Below are 15,769 nucleotides of genomic sequence, written 5' to 3'. Positions count from 1 at the left end.
CTCACACACGATCAGGGCATGTCGGACCACCACCAGCGCAGCGACGACACGCCGCTGTACGGGGACGGCCCGGGAGTGACCTGGCCGGACTCCTTCACCGCACCGCCGGTGCGGACGCAGGCGTTCGCGGCCTACACCCGACCGGGCCCGCTCGGGTCCCGGGCGGAGCAGCTGGCGGACCTTCTCGATCGGCTCGGTGACGAGCTGACCGCTGCGGCAGAGACCGTCGCGGCGCTCTCCGTGCTGCTGTCGGGCCCGCCCCGGCCGGCTCCGCCACCGCCGGACGACGGGCAGGACGATCTCACTGAGACCGACCACCTGGTTGCGGACACGGTGAAGGACACCCCGTACGGCACGGACTCCGGGCTCGTGCAGCCCGCGCAGACCTGGACGGGTGGCCCGTGGTGAGCGGCGCACAGGCGGTCCTCGACGTCGCTCGCTCCCAGCTCGGGACGGTGGAGTCGCCACCGGGCTCGAACCGCACCCCGTATGGCATGGCGTATGGCATGGACGGCTATGCCTGGTGCGCCATGTTCACGTGGTGGTGTTTCCGGCAGGCCGGGCTCGCGACGCTCGTCCCGAAGAGTGCGTACACCCCAACGATCGCGGACTGGTTCCGCCGCCGAGACGCCTGGCACACCACCCCGGCCGTCGGGGACCTCGTGTTCTTCGACTTCCCCGGCGACGGCGTGAACCGCATCAGCCACGTCGGCCTGGTGGAGAAGATCAACGCCGACGGGACGATCACCACGATCGAGGGCAACACCAGCCCCGGCACCGGCGGTAGCCAGCGCAACGGCGGTGGTGTGTATCGCCGAGTCCGGCGCGCCGGCATCGTCGGCTACGGGCGCCCTGCTTACCCGAGCGGCGCACCGGCACAGGCAGCGCCCGACCGCGTGGGCCGCCCCACCGTGCGGCTGGGTTCCCGCGGCCGGGACGTCGCGTTCGTGCAGCGGTGGCTCGGCATCCCCGACGACGGCATTTTCGGCCCGCAGACCGAGGCGGCCGTCCGCCGCTATCAGGCCATGCGTGGCCTGGTCGTGGACGGGATCGTCGGCCCGAAGACGTGGCGGGAGATGGGCCAGTGAACTGGGCCTGTATCTGCCTCGCCGGAGCTGCCGCCGGAGCCGTGGCCGCGTTCCTCGGGCTTCGCCGCTCGTGGCGGGCGCTGGGTGAGCACGCGGCCGAGCACGCCGAGGTGCTTCGCACCCACGAACAGCACACCGAACGCTGACCCGAAGGGACCTCCCATGACCAACGACCAGTCCTCGTCGCGGCTGTTCACCCGCCGCTTCTGGACCGGGGCCGCGGACCGCGCGATCAAGTCGAGCGCGCAGATGTTGATCCTGCTGTGGGGCGCCGACGCCGGCCTGAACATCCTCACCGTGGATGTGCCGGAGGCGTTCGGGGTCGCCGCCGGCGCCGCCGTGCTGTCCCTGCTGACGAGTGTGGCGTCCGGTGCTACCGGTGACCGGGGCACCAGCTCGGCGCTGCCCGGCGGTCAGTAGGCGGCTGCCATGACCCGCGTGACCGGCCTCGTGAGCGACGACGACGGCACCCCGCTCGCCGGGGTGTACGTCGCCGCCGAGCTGGTCGGGTCCCGGTGGCTGGCCGACCAGACCGGGCAGATCGACGGCCGGCAGGACACCTACACCGGGGTCGACGGCCGCTGGACGCTTGACCTGCTCGGGAGCGACCGCCTCGCCGTCGGCGCCTACTGGCGGGTGCGGGTCTGGCAACGGGCCACGTTCGGGCTGAACGTCCCACCCCGCCCGGACGATGACCGGCTGGTCGACATCTCCGAGCCGGGCGTGCTCCGCCCGGACACCCCCGAGCCACCCGATGAGGAGTTCGCGCTCGGGGACCTGGCCGACGTCCGCACCGACGGAGCACAGCCGGGGCAGGTGCTCGTCCGCGGTGCGGACGGCGTCTGGTACCCGGAGAACCCCCCGACGGGTGGCGCCCAGTGGGGCGACGCCGTGGCGTTCTCCGCCACCGAACCGGACCCGGACACCGCACCCGCATCGGCGGTGTGGGTGGAGCTCGGGCCGGAACTACGCATCTACAGGAAGGCACCCTGATGGCGAGCTGGTACGCGATCCCGGGGGCGACGCTCAAGGGCGCTGACGGCGTGGGCGTCTCCTCGGCGAGCGTCGACGGCAACGGGAACCTGACGTTCACCCTGACCGACGCGACGACCCTGGGCCCGTTCCCGGTGAAGGGCGATCCGGGGTCGACGGGGCAACCGGGGCAGCCCGGCCGCGGCGTCGCCTCCGCCACCTACGACCCCGTGGCCGGGACGCTCCTCCTCACCTACACGGACTCGACGACGGCCGGGCCGTGGCCGGTGAAGGGTGAGGACGGCAAGTCGATCGAGTTCACCGCGACCGTCCCAACGTATGCGGACCTCCCGACGGACCTCACCGAGGCCGACGCCGGGGCCGGCTACTACGTGGAGGAGGACGGCGAGCTGTACCCCTGGTCCGGGACGGCGTTCCCGGCGCAGGGCAACGGCATCGAGGTCCGTGGTCCGCAGGGCATCCAGGGCGAGCAGGGGCCGCGTGGCACCCGCTGGACGGTGGGTGTGAACCCGCCGAGCACCGGCGCGGCGGAGGGCGATCTGAACCTGAACCCGGAGACGGGGCAGGTGTCGATCTACGCCGAGACGGCCCCCTGACGTGGCCGACTGGTACCCGCTCCCCGGTACTCTGCGCGGCCCGGAGGGGCCGCCCGGGGTGGTGCCCGGGACCGTCTCCGTCACCGAGCACGGGGCGACCGGCGACGGCGTCACCGACGACACGGCGGCGATCCAGGCTGCGATCGACACCAGCCCGGTCGGCTCGGTCATCTGGTTCCCACCCGGTACCTACCTGGTGTCGGAGACCATCCGGCTCGCCCCGTACCGCGCCTACCTGGGCGCGGGCGGCCGGGCACAGCTGAGCGTCATCCGGGCCGCGAGCGGCCTCACCGGCGGCGCCGTGCTGGCGGCGCAGGGCTGGTGGGGCTCGGCGACGGCGTGCGACAACCCGATCCGGATGGAAGGGCTGATGCTCGACGCCGCCTCCGTCCCCGGCACACACGGCCTGGTGGTGTTCCACTTCTGGTCGCACTTCGAGGACGTGCAGGTCGGGAACGTCGCAGGTCCGGCTGCGTGCGGCATCCTCGCCACCGACCTGGGCCGCGACGGCGTCACGGTCACCACCAACTCGCACAGCGAGAACACCTTCGTGCGGTGCCGGTTCCTCGACCACACCGACGGCGCGACGGCGTTCCGGGCCGAGTCGAACAACGGGCAAAGCAACCAGGACGGGCACCTGCTCGACGGGTTCTTCGCCGCCATCGCCGGCGACGGAGTGCGGATCACCCGGGCGGCCGGCTGGTCGATCGAGAACAACCACTTCTACGGCATCGGCTTCAACGCCATCGCGCTGCAGCTCTGCTACGCGACGAAGGTGATGCGCAACTACGTCGAGGACTTCGGCGGCGTGAACGGCGCCAACAACGACGTCGCACCTACCTACGGCTACTTCTCCGGCATCGCGCTGGAGTCGGTGCTCGACACCCGGGCGAGCATCGTCGCACTCAACACCGTGTCGGTCCTGCACCCAGACGAACCGGAGGGCTACCGGTGGACGGCGTTCTACGCCCGCGCCGGGGCCGGCCAGCTCCTCGCGAACGTCGTGTTCGCAGGGAACACCGCGGTGTTCGCCAACCCCACCGGTCCGACGACCTCCCGGGCGTGGGCGTACCGCTTCGGGGAGGGCGACGACACCGGCCGTCTGCTCGCGGTGGAGTGGGCCGGGAACCAGATCCAGAACGTGCCGTGGTGGCAGGGCACCCGCCTGATCCTGGACGCGGTGACCATCACCGAGCCGGGCGGCGCGGCCGGCATGATCGACCCGTCGCAGCTACCCGCGGTGCTCTCGGAGATCCGCACCGGCACAGTGTCTGTCGCGCTCACCCCGAACGCGGCCCGCTCCGCCGGTGGTCTCATCTCCAACATCGCGGTGACCGGGAACCCGACCCTCGGGGCCCCGACCAATCCCAGCGACGGGCAGGTGCTCCGCTACCGCTTCACGGCTGTCGGCGCCACCCGGACGCTGACGTTCGCGCCCGCGATCCTGCCCACCACGGGCCTTGACCAGTCGTACGAGATTCCGCAGGGCCAAACGCTGGTCTGTGCGCTGGAGTACGTCGGCCCACGCTCGGCGTGGCTGCTGACGGCCGCGACGGTGGGGTGACCCGATGCCGCTCACACCGCTGGACGGCACCGCCTACGTCATCACCGGCACCGGGTCCCTCCCGCTGCCGCTCGGTGAGAACTGGCTCCCCGGGGACCTGCGGCTGGCGGTCCTCTCGACGTCGACGAACCGCACGATCACCCCACCACCGGGCTGGGTCGTGCTGTTCGACTCGGCGGGTGCCGAAGCCGGGCAGCCGGTGTCCCGCCGGCTGGTGGTGATCGCGCGGGAGCTGCAGGGCGGCGACGCGGACACGGCGGCCACGACGCAGACCGGGAACGTGGCGGGGGCGCTGGTGACGCTCCGCGGCGCGGACAACGCCGCCGTCCTGGCATCCACCCCGTCCGTGACCGGATCGAACGCTAACTCGGCGGCTGTGACGGCTCCGGGCGTGCCGACCGGCGACGGGATGCTGGTGACCGGTCACATGGTCACGCGGCTCGATCAGACCGCGAACCAGGGCGCGTGGACGGAACCGCCCGAGATGGTGACGCTCGCCGCGGCGCTGTCCGACGGCCCGATGGGTTACAACGTCCTGCTGGCCGGAGAGCAGCGGACCGGTGGAGCGTCCGGGACCCGGACAGCTCAGGCGGCCTCGGCCGGGGCGTGGTCCGCTCTGGCGCTGTTCGTGCCGGCCGCCGAGGACGAACCGGGGCCGGGGCCGGGTGGTGACGGCGCCCCGGCCGTCCTCAACGTCGAGGACGACATCCGCGCCAGCGGCGGCGTCGGGACCCTGAGCGTCGAGGTGCCGGCGGTCGCCGAAGGGCACGGCCTCCTCGCGGTCGTCACCTCCATCTACAACGGCGACGACATGACACCGGGTGGCGGCGAGGCGTGGACACCGGTCGGCGGTCAGCTCGGCGACAGCGGAGGGGAAGCGAACCAGCGGGTCGCGATGTTCGTCGCTACCCCGACCGGTACGACCGGGGCCCGGACGGTGACCGCGACCCTGACGAACGAATCGTCGTTGACCGTGCTCCACCTTGACGCCCCACCGGTCGTCGAGGACGTCTCGGACCACCTCGTGCCACGCAACGCCGGCCCGGGGCCCGAGCAGACCATCGGTCCGGTCGACGTCCCCGCCGAGGGCGGACTCGTGCTCGGCGTGTGGGCGGGGGTGCAGTTCACCGGCGGCATCGTCTGGACCCCCGACGATCCCGGGGTCACGGTCCGCGGGCAGGGCAACATGGGTGGCGACGGATTCACCGGCTATCTGATCACTACCGAGGTCGTGGAGACCGGACCGGTGTCGCGGTCGGCGACCGCCTCCGGTGTGCCCGTCCCGACGTCCGGGTTCGCCGGCAAGTTGGTCGTGATCAGCGCGGGGGAGCGCCCGCAGGAGCCGGAGCCAGCGGTCGAGCCGGGACGCCTGTTCCTGGCCTACGCCTGACCGTCACAGCGGGTAGGGGCCCTGCGTGTCGCGGCGTGGGGCACTGCGTGGGGCATGTTGCGGGTCGAGCGTGAACGCGAGCGGCGCGTTTCATGATCACCGACACGCGGTATGACCTGCGTAGATGCTGGTTTGAGAACGGCCCCGAACTAGTGCGTGCTGACCGCCATGTTCCAGTCGTCGTGGAAGGTGCTGGCTCGGCACGATCGCGAAGATGTGCGTGTCCGTCCCCTCCAGGACGCCCTCCAGCACGGTCACGTCGGAGACCTTGCTGCCGGTGGAGAAGCTCTTGCGTCCGGAGTAGACGATGTCGTCACCGTCCTCCCGGATGGTGAGGTCCGCGTCGCGCGGGTTGACCGCACCGCCGAAGAACCAGCGGTTGCGGGTGGCGTCGGCCTCGACCGCCTCGATCTGTTCCGGCGTACCGACCAGGCGGGCCGCCCAGAACCACAGCAGGTGGTAGCCGAGCAGCTGACCGATCGAACCGTCACCGGCGGCGACCTCGCGGATCACCCGGTACGCGGTCGGCCACTCCTGACCGCCGCCGCCGTGCTCGACCGGGCCGAGCAGGGTGACCAGGCCGGACTCCTTGAGCAGGGCGACCTCGTCGTAGGGGGTGGCGCCGGCCCGGTCGCGGGCGGCGGCGTCGCGCTCCAGGATGCGGCGGACCTCGCGGGCCCGCTGCAGCCAACCTGCCTCGTCGGTGGGTGCGGGCGCCGCGGACCAGTCGATCATGTCGGATCCGGGACGGTTCTCGGTCGTCGTCATGGGGTGTCTCCCTACGTGGCGGGTCCGGCGTTCTTGCGGACCCGGATCTCGTTCGGAAACTGCGCTTCGGCAGCATTCGTCGAAAATGCGGGTGCCCGTTTCGCGGGCGCGTCGACGCGGGCGCAGAACGGGTGCGGAACCGGCGCAGAAATGGGCCGGGGTGTGGCGTGACGCTGTGCGCCACGGCCGTGACCGGCTGCACCGCGGGCCGCCCGGCGGGCGGTGCAGGGGGTCGTGCGGCCGGTGGCGGCGACGCCGGTGGCCGTTCGCCGAGTTCGACGTGCGAGTCTCGACGCGGGCGTGATGCGCCGGTCGCCGGGCAGGAGTCAGCGACAGATCGAGGAGGTCACGCGGGACAGGTCGACGTGGCGCCGACGGGTGAGCTCGCTGAACAGCACACCTGAATACTCACGATAACGCCGCGCAATGTCAACTCCGGGTTTCTCGGATTGGGAATCCGGATACCTGTCCGGTCACCTTCTACGACCCGGCCGGAATACACCGACGGGCCGTTCCCGGGAGTGCTCCCGGAACGGCCCGTGCGTGCGCAGAAATGTGCGGGTGAAGGTCGCGCCCGCGGTCAGACCGACGTGGGCTGCAGCTCGCGGGCAGCGAGCTCGGCCTCCTTCTCCCGGATGATCGGAAGCACCTTCGCGCCGAAGTACTCGACCTCCTCCTGGAAGTGCAGGAAACCGAGCAGCAGCAGGTTCGCGCCGCGCCGCTTGTACTCGATCGCGCGGTCGGCGATCTGCTCGGGGGTGCCGATGAGCTGGGACCGGAAACCGTCGTTGTACTGCACCAGGTCCTCGAACGAGGAGTCGGCCCACATCCCGCGCTTGTCACCGGTGGCGTTCCCGGCCTGCTGGACGGCGTCCCGGAAGCCCTCGACGGCCGGCTTGTTGGCCTTGGCGATGATCTCGCGCAGTGTGTCGCGGGCCTCGGCCTCGCTGTCGCGGGCGATCAGGAAGGCGTTGAGGCCGAACCGGACCGGTGTGCGGCGGTCGGCGGTCTTGGCGTGTCCGAGGACCTCCTCGACCTGCTCGGTGAAGCCGTCGTAGTCCTTGCCGTTGGAGAAGTACCAGTCGGAGACGGTGCCGCCGTTGCGGCGGGCGGCCGTCGAGTTGCCGCCCTGGAAGATCTCCGGGTGCGGCCGTCCGGGCACGTCGACCGGCTTGGGCTTCAGGTCGTAGCCGTGCACGCGGTAGAAGTCACCGGCGAACTCGGCGCCGCCCTCGCCGGCCGTCCAGATCTCGCGCAGCACCCGGATGAACTCGTTCGCCCGCCGGTAGCGCTCGTCGTGCTCCAGCCACGGCTGGCCGAGTGCGGTGAACTCGGCCTTGAGCCAGCCCGAGACGACGTTGATCGCGATCCGGCCCTTGGTCAGGTGGTCCGCGGTCGCCACCCACTTCGCGAGCACGGCCGGCTCCCACAGGCCGGGATGCACGGCGGCGATCACCTTCAGCCGCTCGGTCGCCAGGCCCAGCGCCAGCGAGAACGCGGTCGCCTCGTGCTGGTGGTCGGCGCCGTAGCTGGCCAGGTAGCGGATCTGGGAGAGCGCGTACTCGAAGCCGTTGTTCTCGGCGGTCCGCGCGAGCTTCACGTTGTAGTCGTAGCCCCAGTCGGTGCGCTGCTCGATGGTGCTCGTGACGAGACCGCCGGAGACGTTCGGGACCCAGTAGGCGAACTTCAACGGCTCGCTGACCTGGGCGTTCAGCGTGGTGTCGAGGGACTCGATGGCGCTCTCGGACATGGATGGATCTCCTGGTGATCAACCGCGACGGCGCGGGCGGGCGCGCGGGCGCCCGATGAGAGGGGGAACGAACGGACCTGGTGACCAGAGGGTCAGCGACAGGCCTGGCTCGTGACGACCAGGTGATCGACGTGACGGCGACGCGTCAGCAGAAAGGCGATCACATCCCTACCGAACCCAAGGCGGACGCGGTTGTCAACGGTTGGCCGTGGAACTCACGGTCACCCGGCCCAGCGGGTCAGCACGGTGTCGATGTCGGAGACCATCGGCCACCGGGCTGTCGGGTGCGAGGAAGGCCGGAGACCCGATCGCGCCGGGGCGCCGACCCGCCGGCCGCTCACCCCCGGTCGCCCCGGTACAGATCGGCGTGCTCGGCCCGCAGCCGGTACTTCAGTACCTTGCCGCCCACCGTCTCCGGCAGGCCGTCCGCGACGATCACCGCCTTGGGGGTCTCGAACCCGGCGAGCCGCTCCCGGCAGAACGCGAGGACCTCCGCCTCGTCGATCGGCGCGCCGTCGGCCGGGACGACGACCGCGGTCACCGCCTCTCCCCAGCGCTCGTGCGCGAGTCCGATCACCGCGGCCCTCGCCACGGCGGGGTGCTGGTGCAGCACCGCCTCCACCCGCATCGACGAGACGTTCTCACCACCGGACTTCACGATGTCCTTGTAGCGGTCCACCATGATCCGCAGACCGTCGTCGTCGACGAGCACCGAGTCGCCGGAGTGGAACCAACCGTCGCGGAACGCCTCGCGGGTCGCGTCCGGGTCGCGGTAGTAGCCGGCGGCCATGACCGGGGACCGGTAGACGGCCTCGCCCGGCTCGCCGCGCACCGGGGCGCCGGTGGCGTCGACGACGTCGGAGGCGAGCAGCCCGCTCGGCACGCCGACGTAGTTCACCGACGGGGCGGTCGCCGCGTGCGTGTCGGGCCAGCGGCTGGGCCAGAACCGGTGGCAGGCGATCGCCTCGGTCTGCCCGAAGATGCCGACCGCGGTCATCCCGGGTGCGCACCGGCGTTCCAGGCTCTCCAGCAGGGACGGTGCGAGCGCACCCCAGCCGTAGACCAGTGTCGTCACCGACGACCAGTCGAGCGCGGGATCGCGGTCCAGCTCACCGGCCAGCATCCCGACGAGCTGCGGGGACCCGGCCCAGAGTGCGGTCACCCGGTGCCGGGCGACCGAGGCGGCGACGGCCCCGGGAACCGGGCGCCTGCCCAGGACCACCGAGCCACCGGCGAGCAGTGCCGCGTTCGGGAAGATGACGCCGCCGACGTGGTAGATCACCGGCAGCGACGTGCCGACGACCAGATCGGACTCGTGTCGCAGCCCGCGCGTCAGCGACAGCGCGAAGTTCAGACCGCCGGTCTGGATGTACTGGTGCGACAGCATCACCGCCTTGGGCAGCGCGGTCGTGCCGGAGGTGAACAGCAGCTCGGCGATGTCGTCACCGTGCATCGCGACGTCCGGTTCGGTCTCCGGCCGGCCCTCGAGGAGCTCGCCGAACGCCGGTGAACCGGCGACCGGTCCGCCGCCGATCGTGACCGTGGCGCCGACGGTGAGCCCGCTCGCCTCGAACGCCGGCTCGACCCGCGGCCACAGCTCGGCGTCGACGAGGGCGAACCGCGGTCGCACCCGGGCGATCAGCTCGGCGACGACCTCGGGAGCCAGGCCGGGGTTGACCGGGGCCGCGACCATCCCCGCCTTCGCGATGCCGATCTTCGCCAGGTACGCCTCGACCGAGTTCTCGCAGACCAGCAGGACCGGGTCACCCGGTTCCAGCCCGGCGTCGAGCAGCGCGTGCGCGAACCGGTCGGCCCACCGGTCGCCGTCGAGCGCGGTGACGGCGGCGAACCGCTCGTCGCCGTAGGCACCGGGCTCGCCGGTGAGCACCACCTGGTCGGGGCGGCTCCAGGTGAGCCGCTCCAGGACGTCGCCGGCGCAGGTGCGTTCCCAGCGGTGCGCGGCGCGCCGTCCGCGCAGCGTCGTCACGTCGATGGTGTCCATGCCGGTCGCTCTCCCTCGTCCGCGTGCCGCCGACTATGACGTGACCGGGGCCACTCGAACAAGAGGCAAGTTATTTCGAGTTCACTTCGATGGCCGTGTCGGGTGGTTCGCTCAGCGGGACACCGAGACAGCCGTGCGCCAACTCGGCGAGCCGGACGGTCATCCGCTCCGGCTCGAGGCCGCTGCGGAAGAACAGCGTCGACTGGATCGCGCCGGTCGCCGCGTGCACGGCGAGGCGTAGTTCGGCGTCGGCCAGGTCGGGGCGGAGCGGGCCGAGCACGTGCACCCAGTCCTCGACGTAGTGGCGCTGGCGCCTGCGCAGCGAACGTCGCTCGTCCTCGGGCAGCGTGTGCGACTCCCGGTGGTAGACCGCCAGCTCGGAGCGGTGCGTCAGTGCCACCGCGATGTGGTCCTTCACCAGCAATAACAACGCTTCGGCATCGGACCGGGCGCGATCGAGGGCATCGGCGGCACCGGCCTCGAGGCGGGCCATCCCGCGATCGAGCAGGGCGACCAGGATCGCCTCCTTGGAGGCGAAGTGCCGGTAGATCCCGGAGCCCACGATGCCTGCCTCGGCGCCGATCTCGGTCATCCCGACGGTGTGGAAGCCGCGGCTCGCGGCCAGTCGCGCCGCCGCGGCGAGGATCCGCTCGGCGCGGTCCGGGTCCCGCCGACGGCGGACGACCCGGCCGGCGTGCTGAGTTTCCGCGACCATCTGGCCAGCATGCCAGCCGGGCGGTATCGTCCGCTATGAGTGAACTGAAAATCACTACCTGAGCACCACTACGGACAGGCAGGAGTCGGCGTGGACTTCACCGAGACCGACGAGGAACGGGACCTGCGCGCCGCCGTGTCGGCGATCGCGGCTTCGTTCGGCAGCGATTACTACCTGCGGTGCGCCCGGGAGGGCAGGCACACCCAGGAGCTGTGGTCGGCGATGGGAGAGGCCGGCTTCCTCGGGGTGAACATCGCCGAGGCCTACGGCGGCGGGGGCGGTGGACTGGTCGAGCTGTCCGTGGTCTGCGAGGAGGCGGCGGCCCAGGGCGCGCCGCTGCTGCTCGTGCTCGTCTCGGCCGCCATCTCGGCGGAGGTGATCGGCGAGTTCGGTTCGGACGAGCTGCGCAGCCGCTGGCTGCCCGGCCTGGCCGACGGTTCCACCAAGGTCGTCTTCGCGATCACCGAGCCGGAGGCGGGGTCCAACACCCACCGGATGGCGACGCGTGCGCAGCGCGACGGTGACGACTGGGTGCTGTCCGGGACCAAGCACTACATCTCCGGCACCGACGACGCCGAGGCCGTGCTCGTCGTCGCCCGCACCGGCCGGGACGCGGCGGACCGCGCGCAGCTGAGCCTGTTCGTCGTCCCGGTCGACTCGCCCGGCCTGGTCCGTACCCCGCTGCCGGTCGACCTGATCGCGCCGGACAAGCAGCACGTCCTGCACTTCGACGAGGTCCGGGTGCCCGCCGGGAACCTGGTCGGTACCGAGGGCGACGGGTTCCGCCAGGTGTTCCGCGGCCTCAACCCGGAGCGGATCACCGGCGCCGCGCTCGGTGTCGGCATCGCCCGGTTCGCACTCGCCAAGGCCGCCGAGTACGCCAGCACCCGGCAGGTCTGGGACGTGCCCATCGGCGCCCACCAGGGCGTCGCCCACCCGCTGGCGAAGGCCCGGATCGAGACCGAGCTCGCCGCCCTGATGACCCGCAAGGCGGCCTGGCGCCACGACCGGGGGCTGCCCGCGGGCGAGGAATCGAACATGGCCAAGTACGCGGCCGCCGAGGCCGCGATGCACGCGATCGAGGCGGCCATGCAGACGCACGGCGGCAACGGTCTGGCCAGCGAGTACGGCCTCGTCCCGTACTGGGGGATGGCCCGGTTGATGCAGGTCGCCCCGGTGAACCGGGAGATGATCCTCAATCACGTCGCCCAGCACGGCCTGGGTCTGCCCCGCTCGTACTGACCGACGATCCCGGCCACGACCGGGGAGGGAGCCGGCATGGCCGTCCTGAGATCAGCACTGGACACCAGGAGCGAGGAGTACCGGCGCAACCGGGCCGCCCAGCTCGAAGCGATCGCCGCGCTCGACGCGGAGCTGGAGAAGGTCGTCGCCGGCGGTGGCGAGCGGTACGTGGCCCGGCACCGCGAGCGCGGGAAGCTCCCGGTCCGGGAACGCCTGGAGCTGTTGCTCGACCCGGACTCGCCGTTCCTGGAGCTGTCCGCGCTCGCCGCCTGGGGCACCGGGTTCACCGTCGGGGCGTCGCTGCTCACCGGGATCGGCGTCGTGTCCGGCGTGGAGTGCATGGTGATCGCGCACGACCCGACGGTGCGCGGCGGCGCGATGAACCCGTACTCGCTGCGCAAGTCGCTGCGGGCCCTGGAGATCGCCCGGACCAACCGGCTGCCGGTGATCAACCTGGTCGAGTCCGGCGGCGCCGACCTGCCCACCCAGGCGGAGCTGTTCGTGCCCGCCGGCCGGATCTTCCACGAGCTGACCGAGCTGTCGTCGCTGGGCATCCCGACGGTCGCGCTGGTCTTCGGCAACTCCACCGCAGGCGGTGCGTACGTGCCGGGGATGTGCGACCACGCCGTGCTCGTCGACAAGGGGGCGAAGGTGTTCCTCGGCGGGCCGCCGCTGGTCAAGATGGCCACCGGGGAGGACGCCGACGACGAGTCGCTCGGCGGTGCCGAGATGCACTCGCGGGTGTCCGGGCTCTCCGACCACTTCGCCGTCGACGAGCCGGACGCCATCCGGATCGGCCGCGAGATCGTCGCCCGGTTCAACTGGCGCAAGCTGGGCCCGGCACCGTCGTACCCGCAGGCGGCCCCGCTGCACGACCCGGAGGAGATCCTCGGGCTGCTCCCGCCGGAGTCGAAGGTGCCCTTCGACCCGCGGGAGGTGCTGGCCAGGGTCGTCGACGGCTCCGAGTTCGACGAGTACAAGGCCCTCTACGGGACCTCGCTGGTCACCGGCTGGGCGAGCGTGCACGGCTACCCGGTCGGTGTGCTCGCCAACCATCGCGGCGTGCTGTTCAGCGAGGAGGCGAAGAAGGCGAGCGAGTTCATCCAGCTCGCGAACCAGACCGACACCCCGCTGCTGTTCCTGCAGAACACCACCGGGTACATGGTCGGCGCCGACTACGAGCAGGGCGGCATCATCAAGGACGGCGCCAAGATGATCAACGCGGTGACCAACTCGACGGTGCCGCACCTCACGATCAACATGGCGTCGTCGTTCGGGGCCGGGAACTACGGGATGTCGGGCCGGGCGTTCGACCCGCGGCTGATCTTCGCCTGGCCGTCGGCCAAGCTCGCCGTGATGGGTGCCGCCCAGCTGGCCGGGGTGCTGTCCATCGTCGGACGGGCGTCCGCACGGTCCCAGGGCAAGGCCTACGACGAGGAGGCCGACGCGGCCCGCACCGCTGCGATCGAGGCCCAGATCGAGGCCGAGTCGCACGCGTTCCACATCACCGCCCGGCTCTACGACGACGGCGTCGTCGATCCCCGCGACACCCGCACCGTGCTGGGGATGTCGCTGTCCGCGGTGCACAACCAGACGATCGAGGGGCGCCGCGGCTTCGGCGTCTTCCGGATGTGAGCGCCGAGATGATCGAGAAGCTGCTCGTCGCCAACCGTGGCGAGATCGCCACTCGGGTGCAGCGCACCGCGCACCGGCTCGGCATCGGCACCGTCGCGGTGTTCTCCGACGCCGACTCCGACGCCGCGTTCGTGCGCGACGCCGACGAGGCCGTGCGGCTGCCCGGCACCGCCCCCGCGGACACCTACCTGCGCGGCGACCTGGTGATCGCCGCGGCGCTGGCGACCGGCGCCGACGCCGTCCACCCCGGGTACGGGTTCCTGTCCGAGAACGCCGGCTTCGCCCGGGACTGCGCCGCGGCCGGGCTGACGTTCGTCGGGCCCGCGCCCGAGGCGATCGCGGCGATGGGTTCCAAGGTGGAGGCGAAGGCGCTGATGGAGGCCGCCGGGGTGCCGGTGCTGCCCGGTGTCACCGTCGCCCCGGACACCGACCTGGCGGCCGCCGGGGAGCGACTCGGCTTCCCGCTGCTGGTCAAGGCCGCCTACGGCGGTGGCGGGCGCGGCATGCGGGTGGTCGGCGACCCGGCCGACCTGGCGGGCGCCGTCGAGTCCGCCCGGCGCGAGGCGACGGGCGCGTTCGGTGACGGGTCGGTCTTCCTGGAGCGCTACCTGGTCGATCCGCGGCACGTCGAGGTGCAGATCCTCGGCGACGGCCACGGCACCGTGGTGCACCTGTTCGAGCGCGAGTGCTCGATCCAGCGGCGGCACCAGAAGATCGTCGAGGAGTGCCCGTCGCCCGCGGTCTCCGAGGCGTTGCGCGCCGAGCTGGGCGCGGCCGCCGTCGCGGCCGGGAAGGCGATCGGCTACACCGGCGCCGGCACCGTCGAGTTCGTGCTGACCGGGCAGGAGTTCTACTTCCTCGAGGTCAACACCCGGTTGCAGGTCGAGCACCCGGTCACCGAGCTCGTCACCGGGCTGGACCTGGTCGAGCAGCAGCTGCGGATCGCCGAGGGCGCTCCGCTCGGCCCCGACGTGCGGGACGCGACGATCACCGGGCACGCGATCGAGGCCCGCCTCTACGCCGAGGAGGTCACCGCCGAGGGCTACCTCCCGGCCACCGGCACCCTGCACCGCTTCGACGTGCCCGGTGACGTCCGGGTCGACTCCGGCGTCGGCACCGGCTCGGTCGTCTCGCCGCACTACGACCCGATGCTGGCGAAGGTGATCGCGCACGCCCCCACCCGCGACGGCGCGGCCCGCACGCTCGCCCGGGCGCTGTCCGGGGCGGCGCTGCACGGTGTCACCACCAACCGGGACCTGCTCGTCGGGATCCTGCGGGCACCGGAGTTCCTGGCCGGTGACACCGACACCGGGTTCCTGGTCCGGCACGACCCGGTCGCCCTCGGCGCGGGCACGCTCGCTGCCGGGGGGCACCGGCACGCCGCGGCGGCGGCGCTGGCCGCGCAGGCGCAGCACCGGCGGGCCGCGCGGGTGCTGGGCGGGATGCCCTCGGGCTGGCGCAACGTCGGCGGGGCGTTCCAGCGGATCGCCTACCGGTTGGGGGACCGCGAGCTGCCGGTCGCCTACCGGTTCCGCCGGGACGGGCTGGACCTGCGGGTCGACGACGAGCCGCTGGATCTGACGCCGGTGTCGGTCACCCCGGACGTGGTGGTCACCGAGATCGACGGTGTCCGGCGGACCCACCGCGTGCACCGCGCCGCCGGGATGTCCTACGTGGACGGACCGGACGGCTCCGTGGCGCTGCAGGAGCTGCCCCGGTTCGCCGACCCGCACGCGATCACCCGTGCCGGCTCGCTGCTCGCCCCGATGCCCGGGTCGGTGGTACGGGTACTGGCCGAGGTGGGGCACGGCGTCACCGCCGGGCAGCCGCTCGTCGTGCTGGAGGCGATGAAGATGGAGCACACGATCGTCGCGCCCGCCGACGGCGTCCTCGGCGAGCTCCGGGTCGGGTCCGGCGACCAGGTCGACTCCGGGCAGCTACTGGCCGTCGTCGAGGAGCCCGGATCATGATCCGCGTCCTGGGAGTCCTCGTGCCCGTACCGCGCCGCCACACTCCCGAGACGGGG

Annotated in this window: 15 protein-coding genes and 1 pseudogene; 11 read left to right on the top strand and 5 right to left on the bottom strand. The window is 72.1% G+C overall.

What is annotated here, in order from left to right; genetic code table 11:
* Positions 1-18: 18 nt before the first annotated feature.
* The 8 genes from AB0J24_RS19685 to AB0J24_RS19650 are packed head-to-tail and all read left to right on the top strand — an operon-like array spanning position 19 to position 5,631.
* Positions 19-408: a hypothetical protein gene (locus AB0J24_RS19685; protein ID WP_358683304.1), complete on the top strand. Its 390-nt coding sequence runs from the start codon at positions 19-21 to the stop codon at positions 406-408.
* Between the two features lie 47 nt (positions 409-455).
* Positions 456-1,088, top strand: a complete 633-nt coding sequence (locus AB0J24_RS19680; protein ID WP_358683302.1) for a CHAP domain-containing protein — start codon at positions 456-458, stop codon at positions 1,086-1,088.
* A complete protein-coding gene (locus tag AB0J24_RS19675; protein WP_358683300.1) occupies positions 1,085-1,234 on the top strand; it encodes a hypothetical protein in 150 nt (49 codons plus the stop codon). The genes AB0J24_RS19680 and AB0J24_RS19675 overlap by 4 nt, the downstream gene beginning before the upstream one ends.
* Before the next feature lie 16 nt (positions 1,235-1,250).
* On the top strand, positions 1,251-1,508 hold the full coding sequence (locus AB0J24_RS19670) for a holin (RefSeq protein WP_358683298.1): 258 nt from the start codon (positions 1,251-1,253) through the stop codon (positions 1,506-1,508).
* A gap of 18 nt (positions 1,509-1,526) precedes the next feature.
* Positions 1,527-2,081, top strand: a complete 555-nt coding sequence (locus AB0J24_RS19665; RefSeq protein WP_358683296.1) for a hypothetical protein — start codon at positions 1,527-1,529, stop codon at positions 2,079-2,081.
* Positions 2,081-2,677: a hypothetical protein gene (locus tag AB0J24_RS19660; RefSeq protein ID WP_358683294.1), complete on the top strand. Its 597-nt coding sequence runs from the start codon at positions 2,081-2,083 to the stop codon at positions 2,675-2,677. The genes AB0J24_RS19665 and AB0J24_RS19660 overlap by 1 nt, the downstream gene beginning before the upstream one ends.
* 1 nt (position 2,678) lies before the next feature.
* Entirely contained in the window at positions 2,679-4,241 is a 1,563-nt protein-coding gene (locus tag AB0J24_RS19655; protein WP_358683292.1) for a glycosyl hydrolase family 28-related protein, read from the top strand.
* A gap of 4 nt (positions 4,242-4,245) precedes the next feature.
* Complete coding sequence (locus AB0J24_RS19650) at positions 4,246-5,631, top strand: hypothetical protein (protein ID WP_358683290.1); 1,386 nt, start codon at positions 4,246-4,248, stop codon at positions 5,629-5,631.
* A gap of 192 nt (positions 5,632-5,823) precedes the next feature.
* Here the strand turns inward: AB0J24_RS19650 and AB0J24_RS19645 are convergent.
* The 5 genes and pseudogenes from AB0J24_RS19645 to AB0J24_RS19625 all read right to left on the bottom strand — a co-directional run.
* Positions 5,824-6,366, bottom strand: a pseudogene (locus tag AB0J24_RS19645) (acyl-CoA dehydrogenase family protein); the annotation flags it as partial.
* A 359-nt stretch (positions 6,367-6,725) separates the two neighbouring features.
* Positions 6,726-6,797 carry a putative leader peptide gene (locus AB0J24_RS19640; RefSeq protein WP_358683515.1) on the bottom strand — a complete coding sequence of 24 codons (72 nt, stop codon included), beginning with the start codon at positions 6,795-6,797 and terminating at the stop codon, positions 6,726-6,728.
* 182 nt (positions 6,798-6,979) lie between these two features.
* Positions 6,980-8,149: a dimethylsulfone monooxygenase SfnG gene (sfnG, locus tag AB0J24_RS19635; RefSeq protein ID WP_358683288.1), complete on the bottom strand. Its 1,170-nt coding sequence runs from the start codon at positions 8,147-8,149 to the stop codon at positions 6,980-6,982.
* A 337-nt stretch (positions 8,150-8,486) separates the two neighbouring features.
* Positions 8,487-10,151: an AMP-binding protein gene (locus tag AB0J24_RS19630; RefSeq protein WP_358683286.1), complete on the bottom strand. Its 1,665-nt coding sequence runs from the start codon at positions 10,149-10,151 to the stop codon at positions 8,487-8,489.
* A gap of 70 nt (positions 10,152-10,221) precedes the next feature.
* Positions 10,222-10,866, bottom strand: a complete 645-nt coding sequence (locus AB0J24_RS19625) for a helix-turn-helix domain-containing protein (RefSeq protein WP_358683284.1) — start codon at positions 10,864-10,866, stop codon at positions 10,222-10,224.
* 90 nt (positions 10,867-10,956) lie between these two features.
* Here AB0J24_RS19625 and AB0J24_RS19620 point away from each other — a divergent pair, with 90 nt between their 5' ends.
* Genes AB0J24_RS19620 through AB0J24_RS19610 form a run of 3 tightly spaced genes read left to right on the top strand, consistent with a single transcriptional unit; the run spans position 10,957 to position 15,713 of the window.
* Positions 10,957-12,108 carry an acyl-CoA dehydrogenase family protein gene (locus AB0J24_RS19620; protein WP_358683282.1) on the top strand — a complete coding sequence of 384 codons (1,152 nt, stop codon included), beginning with the start codon at positions 10,957-10,959 and terminating at the stop codon, positions 12,106-12,108.
* A gap of 36 nt (positions 12,109-12,144) precedes the next feature.
* Positions 12,145-13,743: a carboxyl transferase domain-containing protein gene (locus AB0J24_RS19615; RefSeq protein ID WP_358683280.1), complete on the top strand. Its 1,599-nt coding sequence runs from the start codon at positions 12,145-12,147 to the stop codon at positions 13,741-13,743.
* An 8-nt stretch (positions 13,744-13,751) separates the two neighbouring features.
* Complete coding sequence (locus AB0J24_RS19610) at positions 13,752-15,713, top strand: biotin carboxylase N-terminal domain-containing protein (RefSeq protein ID WP_358683513.1); 1,962 nt, start codon at positions 13,752-13,754, stop codon at positions 15,711-15,713.
* The last annotated feature ends 56 nt before the right edge of the window (positions 15,714-15,769 follow it).

It is taken from the genome of Pseudonocardia sp. NPDC049635 (assembly GCF_040659795.1).
In the GTDB taxonomy this organism is placed as follows: Bacteria; Actinomycetota; Actinomycetes; order Mycobacteriales; family Pseudonocardiaceae; genus Pseudonocardia.
Note: the sequence above shows the minus strand (reverse complement) of the source record. Positions and strands in the feature narration are given on the sequence as shown.